The following is a 16,644-nucleotide window of genomic DNA, read 5'->3' on the forward strand; positions in this document are numbered from 1 at the left end:
CGCGCTCACCAGCCGGCCAGCAGCTCGAGCACCGCGGCCGAGTCGGACACCGCGCCGAACACGCCGCCCTGCATCTGGATCATCTTCAGCGCGGCCTCGTGGTTGCCGCAGTCGGTGGCGCCGGTGCAGTCGGACAGCATCACGCACTCGAAGCCGCGGTCGTTGGCCTCGCGCATCGTGGTGTGCACGCACACGTCGGTGGTGATGCCGGTGAGGATCAGGTTGCGGATGCCGCGGGTGTGCAGGATCAGTTCCAGGTCGGTGGCGCAGAAGCTGCCCTTGCCGGGCTTGTCGATGATGGGCTCGCCGTCGATCGGGTAGAGCTCGGGGATGATGTCCCAGCCGGGTTCACCGCGCACCAGGATGCGGCCGCAGGGGCCGACATCGCCGATGCCGGCGCCGATGGCCTGGCTGCGCCAGCGCTTGTTGGCCGGCAGGTCGGACAGGTCGGGGCGGTGGCCCTCGCGGGTGTGGATCACGTGCAGGCCGGTGCGGCGGGCCTCGGCCAGCAGGCGCTGCAGGGGCTCGATCGGTGCGCGCGTCATCGACAGGTCGTAGCCCATCTTGTCCACATAGCCGCCGACGCCGCAGAAGTCAGTCTGCATGTCGATGATCACCAGCGCGGTGTTCTGCGGCGTGACCTGGCCGTCATAGGGCCAGGCATAGGGCATGGAGCGGATGGTGGGCATGGTCGGGTCGTCCTTTCAGGTCAGCGCGAGACACCCAGCTCGGCCGGCGCGCCCTTGAGCGTGCGGCTGGGCGAGCAGGTGGCCACCAGAATGGCCAGCGTCAGCACATAGGGCATGGCGTTGAACAGGTAGTAGCCGCCGCTGATGCCCACGCTCTGCAGCGCCGGGCCGACGGCGCCGGCACCACCGAACAGCAGCGCCGCGCCCAGGCAGCGCCAGGGGTGCCAGCGGGCGAAGATCACCAGCGCCACCGCGATCAGACCCTGGCCGCTGGACAGGCCTTCGTTCCAGCTGCCCGGGTAGTACAGCGACAGCGAGGCGCCGCCCAGCCCGGCGATGAAGCCGCCGGCGGTGGTGGCGGCAATGCGCACGCCATTGACCGAGTAGCCCAGCGCGCGCGCCGCGTCGCTGGAATCGCCCGCCATGCGCACCACCAGGCCCCAGCGGGTGTGGCCCAGGCCCCAGGCCAGCAGCGCCGCCAGCGCCACGCCCAGCGGGAACAGCGCATTGATCGCCAGCGCCGACTGCACCGCGGGCGAGTCGCTCCAGGCGCCCAGCGGCAGCGACGGGATCTGCGGCGCCTGCGGCTGGATCAGCGGCTTGCCCAGGTAGAAGGCCAGGCCCGAGCCCAGCAGCATCAGCGCGATGCCGGTGGCGATGTCCGACACCCGCGGCAGCGAGCACAGCAGGCCGTGCAGCAGCGCCAGCAGCGCGCCGCAACAGCCGGCCAGCAGCACGCCCAGCCAGGGCGAGCCACTCAGGTAGGCGCCACCGAAACCCGCCATGGCGCTGAACACCAGCACGCCTTCCAGGCCCAGGTTGATGCGGCCGCTCTTCTCGGTCAGGCACTCGCCCAGGCTGACAAACAGGAAGGGCGTGCCCACCCGCACCGCGCCGCCGACCACGGCCAGCAGCAGATCGCCGATGGCACCGTCGGTCATGCCGCCTCCGGGACAGCTGGCGCCGCCGGACGCGGCCGGGCGCGGATCACGCTGAACAGCCGGCCGCGCAGCGCCTCGGCGGCCAGGATGAAGACGAAGGCAAAGCCCTGCAGCACCAGCACCGACGCATCGGGCAGGTCCAGCCGGCGCTGCAGCAGGCTGCCCGCCGCGCCGAAGCCGCCGAACAGCACCGCCACCGGCGGGATCGCCCAGGGGTTGTGGCGCGCCACGAAGCTGACCAGGATGCCGGTGTAGCCCAGGCCGGCGATCACCGAGGCATTCGCCGCGGTGTGCACCGCGGCCACCTCGATCGCGCCGGCCAGGCCCGCGCAGGCGCCGCCCAGCGCACAGCCCAGCAGCACCAGCGCATTCGTCGGCAGGCCCACCAGGCGCGCGGTGCGGGCATTGCCGCCCACCACCCGCAGCGCAAAGCCCGAGGCGCTGAAGCTCAGCCACACGCCCGCCGCCACGCACAGCAGCGCGCCGGCGGCCAGGCCCCAGTGCACATCACCCAGCCAGGACGAGAAGGCCTGCTCGCCCATGATCGGCCCGATGCGCAGTGCTTCTGGCAGCGGCAGCGTGGAGGGTTTGTTCAGGCTGGCCGGGTCGCGCATCGGGCCCTCGACCAGGTGCTTGAAGAGGGCGATCGCGATGTAGGACAGCAGCAGGCTGGAGATGGTCTCGTTGACGCCGCGCCACTGCCGCAGCGCCCCCGACAGCGCCACCCAGGCCGCACCGGCCAGGGCGCCGGCGCCCATCACCAGCGCCTGGCCGAGCAGACCACCGGGCGGTGCGAACAGGTAGGGCAGGCCGGCACAGGCCAGCGCGCCCAGCACCAGCGCGCCCTCGCCGCCGATGACGATCAGCCCGGCCTGCGCCGGCAGCGCCACCGCCAGCGCGGTGAGCATCAGCGGCGCGGCGCGCTGCAGCGTGTTCTGCCAGCTGAAGGCGTCGCCGAACGCGCCCTTGAACAGCAGCGCCCAGGCCTCGACCGGGTCACTGCCGCCCAGGCGGACGAAGGCGCCGAACATCAGCAGCGCACCGCCCAGTGCCAGCGCGGGCAGCAGCAGGCTCTCGACGGGGGCGTGCCAGCGGGGCGTGGACATGGCGTGGCCTGCGCGTGGCGATCAGACCTTGCCGATCACGCCTTCGACCAGGTAGTTCATGCCTTCGAGTTCGAGGTCGGTCTGCTTGAAGGTCTTGCCCGCCGGGATCACCAGCTTGCCGGTGTTGTCCTTCAGGCCGCCCTTGAAGATGTCGAAGCTGCCCTTGAGCATCGCGGCGCGCACGCTCTCGGCCTGCTTGCGCGCGCCCTCGGGCACCGCGGGGCCGTAGGCGCTGCTCTTGACGAAGCCGTCCTTCAGGCCGCCGCGCACGAAGTTCGGGTGCGGCTTGCCGGCCTGCGCGGCCTCGATGATGGTCTTGTAGGCGGTGATCCAGTTCCACTCGGCGCCGGTCAGGTAGGCCTGGGGCGCCAGCTTGGCCTGGCTGGCGTGGTAGCCGCAGACGAACTTGCCGCGCTTGGCCGCGGTCTCGACGATCACCTTGGGGCCGTCCACATGCATGGTGAACACATCGATGCCCTGGTCGGCCAGGCTGTTGGTGGCCTCGGCTTCCTTGACCGGCATGCTCCAGTCGCCGGTGAAGATCACCGTGGTGGTGATCTCCGGGTTCACGCTGCGCGCGCCCATCGTGAAGGCGTTGATGTTGCGCAGCACCTGCGGGATCGGCTTGGCGGCGATGAAGCCCAGCTTCTTGCTCTTGGTGACATGGCCGGCCACCACGCCGTTGAGGTACTGGCACTCGTCGATGTAGCCGAAGAAGCTGCCGGCGTTCTTCGGGTGCTTGGCCTCGTTCCACAGGCCGCCGCAGTGGGCGAATCGCACGTCGGGGAACTTGGGCGCCAGCGCCAGGATGTGCGGGTCGAAGTAGCCGAAGGAGGTGGGGAACAGCAGCGACGCGCCGTCCTGCGCGATCATGCCCTGCATGGTCTTCTGCACCGCGTTGGTCTCGGGCACGTTCTCCTCCTCGACCACCTTGATGCCGGGCATCTTCTTGACCATGGCGGCGGCCTCGGCGTGGGCCTGGTTGTAGCCGTAGTCGTCGCGTGGGCCGACGTAGATGAAGCCCACGCTCAGCGGCTTCTGCGCCGCGGCCAGGCCGCTCCAGCCGGCGGTGGCCAGGCCGGCGCCGGCGGCACCGAGGTTCTGCAGCCACTCGCGGCGATTCCATTGCGAACGCGTCATCTGTGCACTCCTGAGGTGTGTTGCGCTCCGGCGCCGCCGGTTGGCGGTGCTCAGCTTGGTGTCCAGGTCGGTATACAAGCAAGCCACGGACCAGCCTGTGCCGGCCCAAAGGCCACCGTCGATGCACTGGCGCAGTGCGGTGCGGGCCCCCGAGCGCACCCATCGGCTGGCGCGATGCACCGAAAACGGGTCCCCCCCGGCCCCCGGGCCATCCCCTGATGTAGGGCCCATCCCGGAGCTGCTCGCGCCCTAGACTGGTGGCGCAGTCGGATCGGATCGCGCCGCCGGCACGGGTCCTCCGGGTGCGGGAGACCCATGCCATGCCGTCGCCGCTTCAACTGTCTGCGCAGGTGCTGCAGAGCCTGCCGCACTGGCTGGCCCATCCGGACCAGGTGCTGCCCGAGGCGCTGGCCCGGCTGGACCCCGACGCGCCCTGGCACGCGCTGCTGCAGCCGGTGCAGGAGCTGCAGCCCGGCGCACCCGCGCTGGCGCTGCCGCTGCTGTCCACCGAGCGCCAGACCGCGCCCGCGGCGCTGGCCGGTGGCGCTTGGTCCGCCGCAGCGGCCGCCGACGCACAGCTCAGCTTGAGCCGCCTGGACAGCCCGCCGCGCGCCGATGGCCGCGTGCCGATCGAGCTGGCCGTGCGGCTGGACCTGCACGCGCAGGCCGGCGGCCACGCCGCGGCCTCGGTGCTGGCCGTGGCGGCCGATGCCGCCTGGACCCAGCAGCTGGCGCTGCGCTGGCAACAGGCGCTGGACCCGGCCGTGCCGCTGGGGGCGGCCCTGGCCGAGCTGCTGGCGCACGGCGCCTGGCCGCAGGACCTGGCCGCCCTGGCCGCCTGCGCCCAGGACCCGCACTGGCTGGGCCTGCAGCTGGCGTGGGACGGGCAGGCGCAGCTGGGCCTGCAGCTGCGCGGCGCCTGGGATGCCGTGGGCTGGCAGCTGGCGCTGGACGGCGCCTCGGCGCGCCTGGGCCTGTCGCTGGGCCTGTCCGGCACGCTGCGCGCCCAGCGCGACACCCAGTGGCAGTTGTCGGTGACGCCCCAGACCGCGGACGACGGCACGCCCGTGCTGGCGGTGGCGCTGCACGACCTGCGCACCCGCCAGCGCGATGCGGCGCTGACGCTGTCGGCCAGCGCCGACCTGTCCGATCTGGCCGCACAGGCCGAACAGGCGCTGCAGCGGGCCAGCGGCGCGGTCGAGGCGGCGTTGCTGGACCGCCTGGTGCGCCCCGGCCAGGCGGTGGCGGCGCGGCTGGAGGCGCTGGTGGCGCAGGCCGTGGACGGCCCCCCCGCCGCGCTGGCCCAGGTGCGCGACGACCTGGCCCAGGCGCTGGACCAGGCGCTGCCCGAGCTGCTGGCCGATCAGGCGCTGGACCCCGCCCGTCTGCCGCCGCTGCTGCAACCGCTGCTGCAGCGTCTGCCGGTCCCGGCCGCGCGCCTGCCGGCGCTGGTGGAGGGCGCCACCGCCTTGGCGCAAGCGCAGCTGCAGGACGCGCTGCAGGCCCTGAGCACCGCCTGGCAGGCCCACAGCGCGCCCCTGCGCGACGCCTTCCTGGCCCGCCTGGGCGCGCTGGGCGCGCAGTTCGACCCGCTGCCCGAGGTGGCCGATGCGGCACAGGCGCTGGCGCTCGCGCGCGAGGCGCTGCAGCGCTACGCCGCGCAGCGCCAGCGCCTGCAGACCGCCTTGCAGCAGGCGCAACGCCAGCGGCTGGCGCTGACGCTGGCCGGCCGCTGGCAGCAGCAGCGCGCGGACGAGGCCATGGTCTCGCTGCGCTTTGCGCTGCACACGCCGCCCAGCGCCGTGGCGCAGCAGCTGCAGGCGGCGCTGTGCAGCGGCCGGCTGGCGCGCCTGGGCCCGCTGCTGGAGGCCGCCCGCGCCGACGGCAGCCTGCTGGGCGCCCAGGGCTGGCTGCAGGCCAGCGCGCAGTCGCTGAGCGAGCAGCGCGTGAGCCTGGACCTGCCCGACGGCCAGATCGGCAGCCACAGCCGCTGGTCGCGCAGCCTGCAGATCCGCACCGCGCTGGGCAGCGGCGAGCTGATCGGCGGGCGCGCCGAGGCCGAGGTCGAGACCGCCATCGCCCACCGCTGGAAGCAGCGCAGCGCGCATCTGGGTGTGCAGCTGGCGCTGCTGACCGACGCCCCGGGCGCCGCACCGCGCCTGGCGGTGGGTCTGGACGGCGGCTTCGTGGCCGAGCGCGAGGGCCGCGCCACGCGCCAGCGCGTGCAGGCCCTGCTGGACGACCTGGCGCAGGCGGGGGTGGTGCCGCGGCGTGACCTGGGCCACTGGCTGGGCCTGAGCCCGGCCGAGCTGGACAGCGCCGACTGGCGCGGCCTGCGCCTGGCCTGGCCGCTGCACCTGGCGCCCGCGCAGTGGCAGCGCTTCGCCGATCAGCCCCCGCTGGCGGTGGACCGCGTGGCCCTGGCCGCGCTGCTGCCGATCTTTGCCCGCCGCTACGCGCGCGACGCGCTGTTCTCGGACGACCCGGTGGCCGACCTGCGCGACCTGGCGGGTGGTCCCGATGACGATGCGCTTTTGGCCTGGCTGCGCCGCTTTCCCGAACGCTATGTAGACCGCGCCCGCGTGGCCGCCGAGGCCCCGCGGGTGAACATCGTGGCCACCCACAGCGGTGGCCTGGCCGACCGCGGCACGCGCCAGTACCTGATCGCCCAGCGCCTGGCCGCCACGGTGCTGGCGCCGTCGCGGCTGCAGGCCCTGGCGCGCCAGGCCCAGCAGGCGCTGGACGGCCTGCCGGCGCCGCTGGACCCGGCCGCCGCGCGCGCCGCGCTGGACCCGCTGCTGCAGCGCATGCAGCAGGCGCTGGCGCCGGTGGCCCTGGCCAGCGAGACCTGGCTGGCGATCGGCCTGGGCGGCGCGGCCGACGAGCCCGTGGCCTGGCCGCTGGTGGGCTTCGCCGCGGCCATGGCGCCGCTGGCCGGACTGCCGGTGCCGCCGGGCTTCCAGCCGCTGCTGCAGTGGGGCGAACAGGCCCAGGTGCTGGCCTGAGGGGCCTGTGCGTCGTCAGTTTTGACGAAGCGTGCGGCGCTGGTTGCGCCAACATGGCTACCCTGCGCGGGCCCCGCCAGCGCTTGACCCGAGAGCCCTTGATGCCCACCGATGACCCCGTCCGCCCGATCCGGGTTGCGCTGGTCGAAGACGACCCCGCGATCCGCCAGCGCCTGAGCCAGGCCATCCAGGCCACGGCCGCCTTCGCGCTGGTGGGCCAGTTCGGCACCGGCGCCGAGGCCGTGGCCTGGATGCGCCAGCACCGGGCCGACGTGATGCTGGTGGACCTGGGCCTGCCCGACTGCGACGGCGTGGACGTGGTCACCGCCTGCCACCGCCTGCAGCCCGACTGCCAGCTGATGGTGGTGACGATGTTCGCCGACGAGCGCCACATGCTGCAGGCCTTCGAGGCCGGCGCCTCGGGCTACCTGCTGAAGGACGGCTCTGACCGCGAGCTGGTCGAGCATGTGCAGCACCTGCACGCCGGCGGCTCGCCGATCTCGCCGCTGATCGCGCGGCAGATGCTGCGGCGCTGGCAGGGCGATACCGAGCGCCACCGGCCCGCCGCCGCCGCGGCGCACCCGCCCGAGATCGAGCCGCTCACCGCCAAGGAGGCCGAGGTGCTGGACCTGGTGGCCAAGGGCCTGACCTATGTGGAGGTGGCGGCGCAGCTGGGTGTGGCGGTGTCCACTGTGCGCACCCATGTGCGCGGCGTGTACGGCAAGCTGGGCGCGCACAACAAGACCGAGGCGGTCTTCGAGGCGCGCCAGCTGGGCCTGATCAGGTGACCGGCAGCTCCAGCGCCACGCGCGTGCCGCCCGGACCCCCACCAATCTGCAGCTCGGCCCCCAGCCGCTGCGCGCGGGCGCGCATGTTGCGCAGCCCATGGCCGCTGCGGCCCGACTCATCCAGGCCGCGGCCGTCGTCCTGCACCGTCAGCTGCAGGTGGCGCCCGCGCAGCGCCAGGCGCACCTCCACCGTGCGGGCGCGGGCATGCTTGATCACGTTGGTCAGCGACTCCTGCGCGATGCGCAGCAGCTGCAGCGCGGCGTGCGGCTCGATCGGCGGCAGCGCCTCGGGCAGGTCGAACACCCACTGGCCCTGCACGCCGAAATCGCGCAGGCGCGGCTCCCAGCGGTAGCGGAAGTTGCCGAAAACCGCGCGGAAGTCGTCCTGGCCCGAGGTCAGTGCGTCGATGGCCAGGCGCATCTCGGCGATCGAGTCGCGCAGCAGGCTGGCCATCTGCTCGCCGCTCAGGTCGCCCCGCTCGGCCTGCGCCAGCCCGGCGAAGAGCTGCGAGCCCAGGCCGTCGTGCAGCTCCTGCATGATGCGCTGGCGCTCGTCGGCGGCGGCGCGCGCGGCCTCGAGCGTGGCGATGCGCTGGTAGCTCTGGGCGATCTCGTGCTCGCGCGCCTGCACCCGCGCCTCCAGCGTGGCGTTCACCCGCTCCAACGCATGCAGCGAGCGCACGAAGCGCTCGGCCAGCGTGGCGCCCATCACCGCCAGCATCAGGGTGGCGGCATGGTGCAGCAGGAAGAAGCGGTGCGCCGACCACTCGGGCAGCGTCTGCAGCAGCAGCGCCGAGTCGCGTGCCAGCAGCAGGTCGTGGGCGCCGGCCACGAAGGTCATCAGCAGCGTCAGCGCGATCGTGGTGCTGGCGACGTTGCGCCGCTTGAAAGCGCCCGCGATGGCCGCCACCAGCGCCACGCCGCCCAGCGGCAGCAGGCCGGTCACCCAGACCCCGTCGGCCAGGCGATCGGTGCCCACCAGGTAGGCGATGGGCCCGAGCGCCCAGTAGGTCAGCAGCGCGCGGCGCAGCCCCGGCCGCAGCCAGCCCGCCTGGTGCAGCGCCAGCAGGCACAGCCCGATCACCAGGCCGCCGGTGCCCACGTAGTACAGCAGGCGCCACAGGTCCCACAGGTCGTCGCGCCAGGTGTCGATCGTGAAGGTGGTGGAGCGAAACGCCCAGGACAGCGCCGCCATGCCGAAGTAGCCGTACACCACCTCCGAGCGCCGCCGCCACCAGACGAACAGCGCCACCGAGCCGCCGGCCAGGCACAGCGCAATGGCGATCACCGGCATCGCCCGCGTCACGAAGGAACGCCACTCGTAGGCCGTCTGCAGCGCCTGCACCGGCCCGATGCGCAGGCGCGGCAGGATGGTCTTGGGCGGGTAGTGCGCGGCCGAGGCGTGGATCATCAGCTCATTGCGGCCGTTGCGCAGCAGCTGGGGCGGCAGCAGCAGCAGGTGGGGCCGCTCCCAGCGCACGCGCAGGCCGGGGGCGGTGCGGTTGACCTCGGCGATGTGGTGGCCGTTCAGCCAGATCGAGCCGCCGCCGTACAGGTAGGGCAGGTACAGCGCGTGCGAGGGCGCGCGGTCGGCCACCGTGAACTCCACCCGGAACCACGCCGCCGGCGCCGCCCGGTAGGCCGGCAGCGCATCGGGCTGCCAGCGGGCATCGTCGGCCGCGGGCCGGGTGTCATCGGTGCTGAGCAGCACCTGCGCGGCGCGCAACGTCTGCACGCCGTCGTCGTCGGGCCCGGCCAGCACCGGCGGCGCCCAGCCCAGCCACCATCCCCCGAGCAGGCACAGGCCCACCCACCGCATCAGGTACCGCATGTTCTTGTACTCCCTCGGCGACAGGCCATCCCCAGCCCGCCGGCGCGCCCACCGCGCTCGCGGATGATGGCGCGGAACGCCCGCCTGAGGAATGGGCCGAACGGCTGAGGGGCCCCGCTGCCTCCTCAATTCGGATGACGTGGCAGTCACGAGCACCGCGAACAATCGGTTGCCGCTGCCGGTTCCGCTCGACCGATTGGTCGTGACCCATTGGCCACGGCCCGTCCATCACCCGCCCATCCGCCCCCCATGCCCTTTGCCGCCGCCGACCGACTGATCACCCGCGCCCGCTCCGCCCTGCTGCTGCCCACGCTGTACTTCCTGGGCCAGGGCGGCCGCGACCCGGGCAGCCCCACGCCCTCGGGCCAGGACCGCATTGACCTGGCCAAGGGCCAGGGCGAGCAGGTCGACAAGGCCCGCGCGCTGGCCCACCAGCTGGGCATCGACCCCTGGACGCTGGGCCCGATGCCCGCCTGCGACTGCTCGGGCCTGGTGTGGTGGATCCTGGGCGAGGCGCGCCACGACCGCAACACCGCGTGGATCCACCGGGACGCGCGCGGCGCGCAGCAGCGCATGCGCACCGTCAGCACCGGCCGCGACTTCCTGGGCCGCCCGGGCGACCTGCTGGTCTACGGCCCCAACCCCGGCGCCGACCACGGCCACGTGGCCCTGATCACCGAGGTCCTGGCCGGCCCCGGCCAGGACGGCCCGGCCACCCGGATGATCCATTGCGCGGTGGACAACCACCGCCTGCCCGCGCCACCTGGCGCGCGCGTGCACAGCGGCATCGCCGAGACCGACGTCGAGCTGTTCCGCCGCTTCCACTCGGCGGCCCACCCCGAGTGGTCCAGCTTGGTGTGCCGGCCGTGGTTGCTGGCCTGAACGAGGAGAGCCGCTGATGAGCGACACCACCGTGCACAGCGCCGAGTACGCCGTTCGTTGGGACACCGCGCAGGGCGGGCCCACCGATCTGGCCGCCGTGGCCCAGCGGCTGGGCCTGAATCCGCGCAAGACACAGCAGGCGCGTGTGGGCTTTCTGCGCATGGCGCAGCCCGCGGGCTTGCCCTCTGGCTACCGCCTGATTGGTCGCGAACGCATCTTCGTGAAGGAGGGTCAGGAGAAGCCCGAGGTGATGCTCAAGCTGCGCGGCCCCGACCCCTGGCCCGCCGCCGTGGCCCACTGGCCGCCCCGCCTGGCGCACCGCGCCGAGCTGAAGTTCGAGGTGGACGTCTCGTGGCTGGGCCATGCGCCCATGCGTGCCCTGTCGATGAGCCTGACGGTGGACGATGCCCTGGCGGTGCAGGTACTGCCGGCATCCTGGGTGGAGCACACGCCGCTGGCGTACAGCCAGATGGTGCGGCACCGCTTCGACAATGACATCGCCGCCGAGCACTGGCAACTGCCCGATGGACGCGCGGTGTTCGAGGTGTCGATGGGCGGCACGGACGACGACGCGAGCCTGGCGCGTTTCGTCAGCCAGGTGGTGCAGCCACTGGCGGGCATCCAGCCGCTGCCCGGCGGCATGACCGACCTGGCCGGCGGCGGCTGACTCAGGGCATCGCCGCGCCCACCGCCTGGCGCACGGGCACGCCCGTGAGGTCGATGTCGTCCAGGCAGTGCACGTTGATGCCCAGGAAGTCCGGCGTCACCCGCTTGCGGTGAAACGGGTAGATGCCGCACACCCGGCAGAAGAAGTGCCGGGCGGTGTGGGTGTGGAACTGGTATTCGGCCAGCGACTCGGCGCCGGCCAGCAGCCGCCACCGCGACTCATGCACCTTGACCATCAGCGCGTTGCGGCGCTTGCACATCGAGCAGTCGCACATCGTCAACTCCGGCAGGTCGGTGTCGACCTCGAAGCGGATGGCGCCGCAATGGCAGCTGCCGCGGTAGGTGCGCAGCGGATGGGTCATGGGCCGGTCAGCGGGCGGCCGTCACGGACTCAGCCGTTGTTGCGCGGCGCCAGGTGCCGGAAGGTGATCCGGCCCTTGTTCAGGTCGTAGGGCGACAGCTCCAGCGACACGGTGTCGCCGGCCAGCACGCGGATGCTGTGCTTGCGCATCTTGCCGCCGGCGTAGGCGATCAGCTGATGGCCGTTGTCCAGCGTCACGCGAAAGCGCGAGTCGGGCAGGACTTCGTCGACCTTGCCACGCATTTCAATCAGTTCTTCCTTGGCCATGTGGGGCTTCCTTGGTTGCGGTGTGAGGGGGTCAGGCGGGCAGGGCGGGCAGGGCGAGGTACTCGCGGCCCTGGGCCAGCGCATAGCGCTGGGCGGCGCGCCGGGACGGGAACAGGGGGATGAAGCGGAACACCCGGTCGTGGGTGCCCGTGCCGCTGCCGCTGCGGATGGACAGCGAGGCGGCGAACTGGCCGCAATCGGTGCGGCGGGTGACGGTGGACAGCAGGAAGCGACCCACCGAAAGAGACTGGAGAGACATGTCTTGTGATTATCGTGACTGGACAGGCGGTGCGTACTGCGCGCGGCGGCCTGCCGTGGTTCGCCGGGGCTCCAGGCCACCCGTTTTCTAGGGGGCTGGCGGCGGGTGTTCAGTTCAGGACCCTGCTGTCACGAAGGACGCTGCAGTGAGCGCCCGACAGGGTCGATGAGCCAGACGTGCTTGCCTGGTGGTGCAGGGGGCCGGGATGGCGCCAGGGCCTGCGGGGCGGCGCGCTGTTGCAGTGATGCACTGCGGTGCGCGGGCCTCGGGGTGCTGCTCAGGAAAGCGAAAGCGCAGCGACCACCCGGTATTGTAGCAAAGCCGACTCAGGCGAGTGCGGGCAGCAATGGGCCAGGGCTGGAGGGGGCCCTTGGGGGTGGTTGGGGGCGGTTGGGGGCCGTTCGGGCGGGTGCCGTGCGGTGCGGGACTCAGTCGCCGCCGCCACCGCCGTCACCGCCACCCGAATCGCCACCGGCATCCCCGCCGGTGTCGCCACCCGCGTCGCCTTCCGGCGCGTCGCGGTCATCGCCCAGCACCTCGGCGCCGGCGGCGCCGACCGTGCCCTCGGTCCCGCGGGACGCCTTGCGCTGGGCCTTGTCTTCCTTCTTCTGCTTCTTGGCCAGCTCGCGTTGGCGCTTCTCGAACGAGTAGTTGGGCTTGGCCATCGGGCGGCTCCAGGGTGGGTGAACAGCCCCACCTTACCCCAAAGCCCGGCAGGCCAGCCGCCGGCGTGGCGCAGAAGAGTCACGCGCCACTATGCTGTGCGCCATCGCCGACCACCGGAGTGCCCTGTTGAGCCTGACCCCACCATCGCCCTATCCCATTGGCACCCCCGGCACCCCTTGGGGCGCCGCCGAGCGCGCCGCCTGGCTGGCCCGCCAGCCGCTGCGCCGCAGCTACGCCGACGAGGTGCTGGCCCCGCTGCAGGCCCACCTGCCGCCCGAGGCTGAACTGCTGGACTGCGGCACGCTGGACCACAGCGCGCTGGGCCTGCCGCGCTATCCGTTGCGCGCCGTGCGCAGCAAAGTCTGGCGTGACGACCGCCCCACCGTGCTGGTCACCGGTGGCGTGCACGGCTACGAGACCAGCGGCGTGCAAGGCGCACTGCGCTGGCTGGCGCAGGACTTTGCGCGCCACGCCGCGCAGGTCAACATCCTGCTGCTGCCCTGCATCAGCCCCTGGGGCTACGAAACCATCAACCGCTGGAACCCCGCCGCGCTGGACCCCAACCGCAACTTCCGCCCCGACAGCCCCGTCCCCGAAGCCGCCTGGGCCCTGGCCTGCGTGGCCCGCCACGCCCCACGCGTGGACCTGCACATCGACCTGCACGAAACCACCGACACCGACAACAGCGAGTTCGAACCCGCCAAGGCCGCCCGCGACGGCAAGCAACCCGACCTCCACCCCATCCCCGACGGCTTCTACCTGGTGGCCGACACCGACCGGCCCGAACTAGACTTCCAGGAAGCGGTGATCAACGCCGTGCGCCAGGTCACCCACATCGCCGAGCCCGACGACAGCGGCCGGCTCATCGGCTCACCGATGCTGCGGCCCGGCGTCATCGCCTATGCCAAGCGGGCGCTGGGCCTGTGCGGGGGGATGACGGGGGCGCGGTTCGTGACCACCACGGAGGTTTATCCGGACAGTGCACGAACGAGCGTGGCGGAGTGCAATGAGGCGCAGAGGGTGGCGGTGAATGCGGCGGTGGGGGTGTTGGTTGGGGAATGAGGCGGCATCAAGGTCGCTGGTGGCTACCCGGCAGAATGGCGTGAACATCGTCTGAACAGAGTAGGCCCATGATCGTTAAGAGTGCCGACGACAAATCGAAGCGCATTGGATTGCTCACCGACTTGCAGAAGTCCCCGATGTTGGACGCAAGGCAGAGGGATTGGCTGCGCGACGAGCTGATGCGACTCAAGCGTGGCATACAGGGAGAACGGGACGCTGCGTTCTACATTGACAGCCATTTCAAGGACAGTGAAAACAATGCGGTTCTGCACGACCTAAGAATTTCGGTGGAAGGCGAGGTGGCCCAGATAGATCACCTCATCATCAACCGGATGATGAAGTTCTATCTGCTTGAAACCAAGTGCTTCAACGGCAACGTGCAAATTAATGATAGAGGGGAGTTCACGGTCAGCTATTCGGGTGAGCGGACTTTTGGCGTGGAGTCGCCTCTTGAGCAGAGCCGACGGCATGAGCGCATCCTGTCGAAGCTACTGGAAAAGCTGGAGATCACCGGTCGAATGGGGATGAAGGCAGAGTTCTTCCATGCCGTTCTGCTGCACCCCAAGTCCATCATCACGCGACCGGAAAAAATGAAGTTTGATACCGATGATGTGTTTAAAGCGGACCAGATTGGTTCTTGGTACCAGTCTCACTCTGATCGAACGATTGGCGTCGTTAGTGCATTTGCAGGTCTCTTGAATGTGCATAGTCCGCAAACAACTAAGGAGTGGGCCGAGAAACTGGCGCGGCAGCATCGCCCGACCGACCCATTGGATTTGCCAGACTTCATGAAGCCCAAGGATTTTCCCGTGTCGAAGCGAGTTGGGATACATCGGGCTGCTGTTGTTCCTGCCGCGGTGGATGCACCAGCAAGAATCCAATCATCAGCTCCGCCCGAGGAATTGCGCAAGAAGCTTGTGTGCATCACCTGCCGTCAGAAAATCACCTTCTCTGAGGGGAAGTTCTGCTGGGGCAATGAGGCACGGTTCGGCGGTTTTCAATATTGCCGCGAACACCAAGCGCCATTCAAATGAGTGGGATCCCGACTCGCTGGAGGTACTGGAAAGTTGAGTCGTAGTAGCTAGGGATGCGTGTGTGGTCGCGTGAACTGCCCGGGGGTACGACGATGACCATCCCCTGTCTAGCGCGGGTTAGCAAAACCCTGTAGGCGTTTTTCAAGTAGGTCCGCCGGTCACTCTTGCGGATTCTCTGCCAGCGGTCACCTACGAAAGACCAAGGGTCCCACTCGCACCCATTGAATCTGAAGTCTGCATCCCAGACGACACCAACCCAATCTAGCTCAAGACCTTGCACCTGGAACTCGGTGGCTACGTCCTCAAGATAGTATGAGGACCGGACATCGTCCTTCGACCCAAGAAACCAGTTTACCGGCTCAACAGGCGCCCGGACATCGATTGCATGCGGCTTCAGCCGCTGCGCTTGTGATGAAACAACCAGCCCATACCGCTCTGTGCCGCGCGCCTTGCCTCTTAGCCATTCTCTAGCGCGATCTAGATCCCGGGTCACAACTAATGGAAATCGAGGCAGTAGTTTCTCGAGCGATGCGGCAGCCGCCGCCTCTTCAATATCAAGCAACTGCTTGACGAAATCGGAAACCCTCTCGGCCCGGAATGACCGCAGCGACACGTTTAGGTGCAGTGCATCAGTGAATTTTGTCGTGGGCAATGCTGCAGCAGCTGATACCGCGGCTCCCGCGCCGTATTCGCTGTCCTGCAACCTCGACGACATGTGGATGCGCCAACCATGAAAGTTATTTGTCAGTGCATTTATCCATTCGGATATTCCCGCCTCGCCTGTATTGATCTCCTGGCCGCCGCCAATCAGGCAAATCACCACTGCCCAGTCCTTGTGCCGGTCCATGCATGACAGTAAGAACACAGGTTCTGACATATTGAACTGGCTGTGGTTACTCTTTCGGGCCATGAATCTTGTGGTTTGCTCCCTGTCCCATGCCCGCTGGGCCTCGTCGAAGATGGCCACGTGCTCAGTCGGAGGTTGGGCGGTGTCCTGCAGACATTCATCTCGAAAGTGGTGCACATTTTGGATGAATACCTCTACAGATCTTCGTGCGTGGGACTTAGTCAGCTTGCGACCTGCAATTCGTTCGCGATCCACCTTGTCACGTACAAGAGCCTCACGCAGGATAGCTACCAGTGGACCATTGCCCGACAGGAACACGCTGTGGAGGTCATCCAGCTTGTCAATGTGTTTCGCAGCGATGTCCAAGCCAACCAAGGTCTTGCCAGCGCCCGGCACGCCGGTCAGCAGGCAGACGACCTTTTTCTTGCTCGATCTGGCGTCCGCGATTACTTCGCTCAGGTAGCTGGACGTAATGGAAAGGTTCGTAGCACCAGCGTCATTGCGCGAGATGTCGCTGACTGAATGACCGCCGTAGAGTGCTTTGGCCGCTTCAACGATAGTCGGTGTAGGGCTGTATCGTCCTTGCTCCCAGGCCTTGGCGAAGATGGGCTTTCCCGGTAGCTGGTGCAATGCTAATTTCAGAATGCCCGGGAGGCCTTGGACGGATGCGCGCACCGGCCTTAGGACGCTGTCAGCATCTGCCGGTGGCAGGATGGTTTCAGTCCAGTCTGAACGAGTGGCGATCAGGATGGGCACGATGACCTTGTCGTGCGAGGTCTCGTGGAAGTTTTTGAGATCGAGCGCATAGTCCCATACCTGGTCCAAAGCCGCCGCTTTGAACTCTATCTCTCCCGCCTTGAATTCCAAAACGAAGACAACCTGATCAACGACCAGAACCGCATCGATTCGCCGTCCCAGCCGGGGGAGTACGTACTCGAAGTAGATGTTGCCCCTAGCAGCATAGGTCGGCAGCGCCGCGCGCAGGATGCGCATCTGCTCCAGCCATGCCATCCGCTGGGTGGACTCGACCGCGAAGCTGCTCCCTTGGGTCAGATGACCAAGTACCTCTTCGTCGGAGTCAGCGAGAAACTCGGAAATCG

At 69.7% G+C, this 16,644-nt stretch carries 16 protein-coding genes; 6 read left to right on the plus strand and 10 right to left on the minus strand.

Annotated elements, in window-relative coordinates; all coding sequences use genetic code 11:
• Positions 1 to 5: 5 nt before the first annotated feature.
• The 4 genes from biuH to KAK03_RS00910 are packed head-to-tail and all read right to left on the minus strand — an operon-like array spanning position 6 to position 3,876.
• Complete coding sequence (gene biuH / locus KAK03_RS00895; protein ID WP_210851176.1) at positions 6 to 689, minus strand: biuret amidohydrolase; 684 nt, start codon at positions 687 to 689, stop codon at positions 6 to 8.
• A 20-nt stretch (positions 690 to 709) separates the two neighbouring features.
• Positions 710 to 1,630, minus strand: coding sequence for an ABC transporter permease (locus tag KAK03_RS00900; protein ID WP_210851178.1), 921 nt, complete (start codon positions 1,628 to 1,630; stop codon positions 710 to 712).
• Positions 1,627 to 2,736 (minus strand): ABC transporter permease, encoded by a 1,110-nt coding sequence (locus KAK03_RS00905; RefSeq protein WP_210851179.1) that lies wholly within the window; start codon positions 2,734 to 2,736, stop codon positions 1,627 to 1,629. Before KAK03_RS00905 ends, KAK03_RS00900 begins: the two co-directional genes overlap by 4 nt.
• Before the next feature lie 21 nt (positions 2,737 to 2,757).
• Complete coding sequence (locus tag KAK03_RS00910; protein ID WP_210851181.1) at positions 2,758 to 3,876, minus strand: BMP family ABC transporter substrate-binding protein; 1,119 nt, start codon at positions 3,874 to 3,876, stop codon at positions 2,758 to 2,760.
• Between the two features lie 320 nt (positions 3,877 to 4,196).
• Here KAK03_RS00910 and KAK03_RS00915 point away from each other — a divergent pair, with 320 nt between their 5' ends.
• Together KAK03_RS00915 and KAK03_RS00920 are read left to right on the plus strand one after the other, a co-directional pair.
• Positions 4,197 to 6,881 (plus strand): hypothetical protein, encoded by a 2,685-nt coding sequence (locus KAK03_RS00915; RefSeq protein WP_210851182.1) that lies wholly within the window; start codon positions 4,197 to 4,199, stop codon positions 6,879 to 6,881.
• A gap of 101 nt (positions 6,882 to 6,982) precedes the next feature.
• Positions 6,983 to 7,669 (plus strand): response regulator transcription factor, encoded by a 687-nt coding sequence (locus tag KAK03_RS00920; RefSeq protein WP_210851184.1) that lies wholly within the window; start codon positions 6,983 to 6,985, stop codon positions 7,667 to 7,669.
• On the opposite strand, the gene KAK03_RS00925 is transcribed toward KAK03_RS00920, so the two are convergent.
• Positions 7,662 to 9,500 carry a sensor histidine kinase gene (locus tag KAK03_RS00925; protein ID WP_210851186.1) on the minus strand — a complete coding sequence of 613 codons (1,839 nt, stop codon included), beginning with the start codon at positions 9,498 to 9,500 and terminating at the stop codon, positions 7,662 to 7,664. The genes KAK03_RS00920 and KAK03_RS00925 overlap by 8 nt on opposite strands.
• A 249-nt stretch (positions 9,501 to 9,749) precedes the next feature.
• Between KAK03_RS00925 and KAK03_RS00930 the strand changes: the two genes are divergently transcribed.
• On the plus strand, positions 9,750 to 10,382 hold the full coding sequence (locus KAK03_RS00930; RefSeq protein WP_210851188.1) for a CHAP domain-containing protein: 633 nt from the start codon (positions 9,750 to 9,752) through the stop codon (positions 10,380 to 10,382).
• A gap of 16 nt (positions 10,383 to 10,398) precedes the next feature.
• Positions 10,399 to 11,049, plus strand: a complete 651-nt coding sequence (locus KAK03_RS00935) for a hypothetical protein (RefSeq protein WP_210851190.1) — start codon at positions 10,399 to 10,401, stop codon at positions 11,047 to 11,049.
• Position 11,050: 1 nt separating this feature from the next.
• Here the strand turns inward: KAK03_RS00935 and KAK03_RS00940 are convergent, their stop codons facing one another.
• From KAK03_RS00940 to KAK03_RS00955, 4 genes are all read right to left on the minus strand, one after another.
• Positions 11,051 to 11,410 (minus strand): GFA family protein, encoded by a 360-nt coding sequence (locus KAK03_RS00940; protein ID WP_210851191.1) that lies wholly within the window; start codon positions 11,408 to 11,410, stop codon positions 11,051 to 11,053.
• Between the two features lie 29 nt (positions 11,411 to 11,439).
• A complete protein-coding gene (gene infA / locus KAK03_RS00945; RefSeq protein WP_210851194.1) occupies positions 11,440 to 11,676 on the minus strand; it encodes a translation initiation factor IF-1 in 237 nt (78 codons plus the stop codon).
• Positions 11,677 to 11,707: 31 nt separating this feature from the next.
• Positions 11,708 to 11,935 carry a hypothetical protein gene (locus KAK03_RS00950; RefSeq protein WP_210802571.1) on the minus strand — a complete coding sequence of 76 codons (228 nt, stop codon included), beginning with the start codon at positions 11,933 to 11,935 and terminating at the stop codon, positions 11,708 to 11,710.
• A gap of 428 nt (positions 11,936 to 12,363) precedes the next feature.
• Positions 12,364 to 12,600 (minus strand): hypothetical protein, encoded by a 237-nt coding sequence (locus tag KAK03_RS00955; protein WP_210851195.1) that lies wholly within the window; start codon positions 12,598 to 12,600, stop codon positions 12,364 to 12,366.
• A gap of 127 nt (positions 12,601 to 12,727) precedes the next feature.
• Between KAK03_RS00955 and KAK03_RS00960 the strand changes: the two genes are divergently transcribed.
• Positions 12,728 to 13,663 (plus strand): M14 family metallopeptidase, encoded by a 936-nt coding sequence (locus KAK03_RS00960; protein WP_247660855.1) that lies wholly within the window; start codon positions 12,728 to 12,730, stop codon positions 13,661 to 13,663.
• A 68-nt stretch (positions 13,664 to 13,731) separates the two neighbouring features.
• Positions 13,732 to 14,697 carry a nuclease-related domain-containing protein gene (locus tag KAK03_RS00965; RefSeq protein ID WP_210851199.1) on the plus strand — a complete coding sequence of 322 codons (966 nt, stop codon included), beginning with the start codon at positions 13,732 to 13,734 and terminating at the stop codon, positions 14,695 to 14,697.
• Here the strand turns inward: KAK03_RS00965 and KAK03_RS00970 are convergent.
• Entirely contained in the window at positions 14,690 to 16,555 is a 1,866-nt protein-coding gene (locus KAK03_RS00970) for a DUF2075 domain-containing protein (RefSeq protein WP_247660856.1), read from the minus strand. The two genes, KAK03_RS00965 and KAK03_RS00970, sit on opposite strands and share 8 nt — an antisense overlap.
• Positions 16,556 to 16,644: the final 89 nt, after the last annotated feature.

This window comes from Ideonella alba (assembly GCF_018069845.1).
Classification (GTDB): domain Bacteria; phylum Pseudomonadota; class Gammaproteobacteria; order Burkholderiales; family Burkholderiaceae_C; genus Ideonella; species Ideonella alba.

What these genes read in the sequence shown, in the direction of transcription:
- biuH (WP_210851176.1), bottom strand. Translation starts at nt 689, where the DNA reads ATGCCCACCATCCGCTCCATGCCCTATGCCTGGCCCTATGACGGCCAG.
- KAK03_RS00900 (WP_210851178.1), bottom strand. Translation starts at nt 1,630, where the DNA reads ATGACCGACGGTGCCATCGGCGATCTGCTGCTGGCCGTGGTCGGCGGC.
- KAK03_RS00905 (WP_210851179.1), bottom strand. Translation starts at nt 2,736, where the DNA reads ATGTCCACGCCCCGCTGGCACGCCCCCGTCGAGAGCCTGCTGCTGCCC.
- KAK03_RS00910 (WP_210851181.1), bottom strand. Translation starts at nt 3,876, where the DNA reads ATGACGCGTTCGCAATGGAATCGCCGCGAGTGGCTGCAGAACCTCGGT.
- KAK03_RS00915 (WP_210851182.1), top strand. Translation starts at nt 4,197, where the DNA reads ATGCCGTCGCCGCTTCAACTGTCTGCGCAGGTGCTGCAGAGCCTGCCG.
- KAK03_RS00920 (WP_210851184.1), top strand. Translation starts at nt 6,983, where the DNA reads ATGCCCACCGATGACCCCGTCCGCCCGATCCGGGTTGCGCTGGTCGAA.
- KAK03_RS00925 (WP_210851186.1), bottom strand. Translation starts at nt 9,500, where the DNA reads ATGCGGTACCTGATGCGGTGGGTGGGCCTGTGCCTGCTCGGGGGATGG.
- KAK03_RS00930 (WP_210851188.1), top strand. Translation starts at nt 9,750, where the DNA reads ATGCCCTTTGCCGCCGCCGACCGACTGATCACCCGCGCCCGCTCCGCC.
- KAK03_RS00935 (WP_210851190.1), top strand. Translation starts at nt 10,399, where the DNA reads ATGAGCGACACCACCGTGCACAGCGCCGAGTACGCCGTTCGTTGGGAC.
- KAK03_RS00940 (WP_210851191.1), bottom strand. Translation starts at nt 11,410, where the DNA reads ATGACCCATCCGCTGCGCACCTACCGCGGCAGCTGCCATTGCGGCGCC.
- infA (WP_210851194.1), bottom strand. Translation starts at nt 11,676, where the DNA reads ATGGCCAAGGAAGAACTGATTGAAATGCGTGGCAAGGTCGACGAAGTC.
- KAK03_RS00950 (WP_210802571.1), bottom strand. Translation starts at nt 11,935, where the DNA reads ATGTCTCTCCAGTCTCTTTCGGTGGGTCGCTTCCTGCTGTCCACCGTC.
- KAK03_RS00955 (WP_210851195.1), bottom strand. Translation starts at nt 12,600, where the DNA reads ATGGCCAAGCCCAACTACTCGTTCGAGAAGCGCCAACGCGAGCTGGCC.
- KAK03_RS00965 (WP_210851199.1), top strand. Translation starts at nt 13,732, where the DNA reads ATGATCGTTAAGAGTGCCGACGACAAATCGAAGCGCATTGGATTGCTC.
- KAK03_RS00970 (WP_247660856.1), bottom strand. Translation starts at nt 16,555, where the DNA reads ATGGCATGGCTGGAGCAGATGCGCATCCTGCGCGCGGCGCTGCCGACC.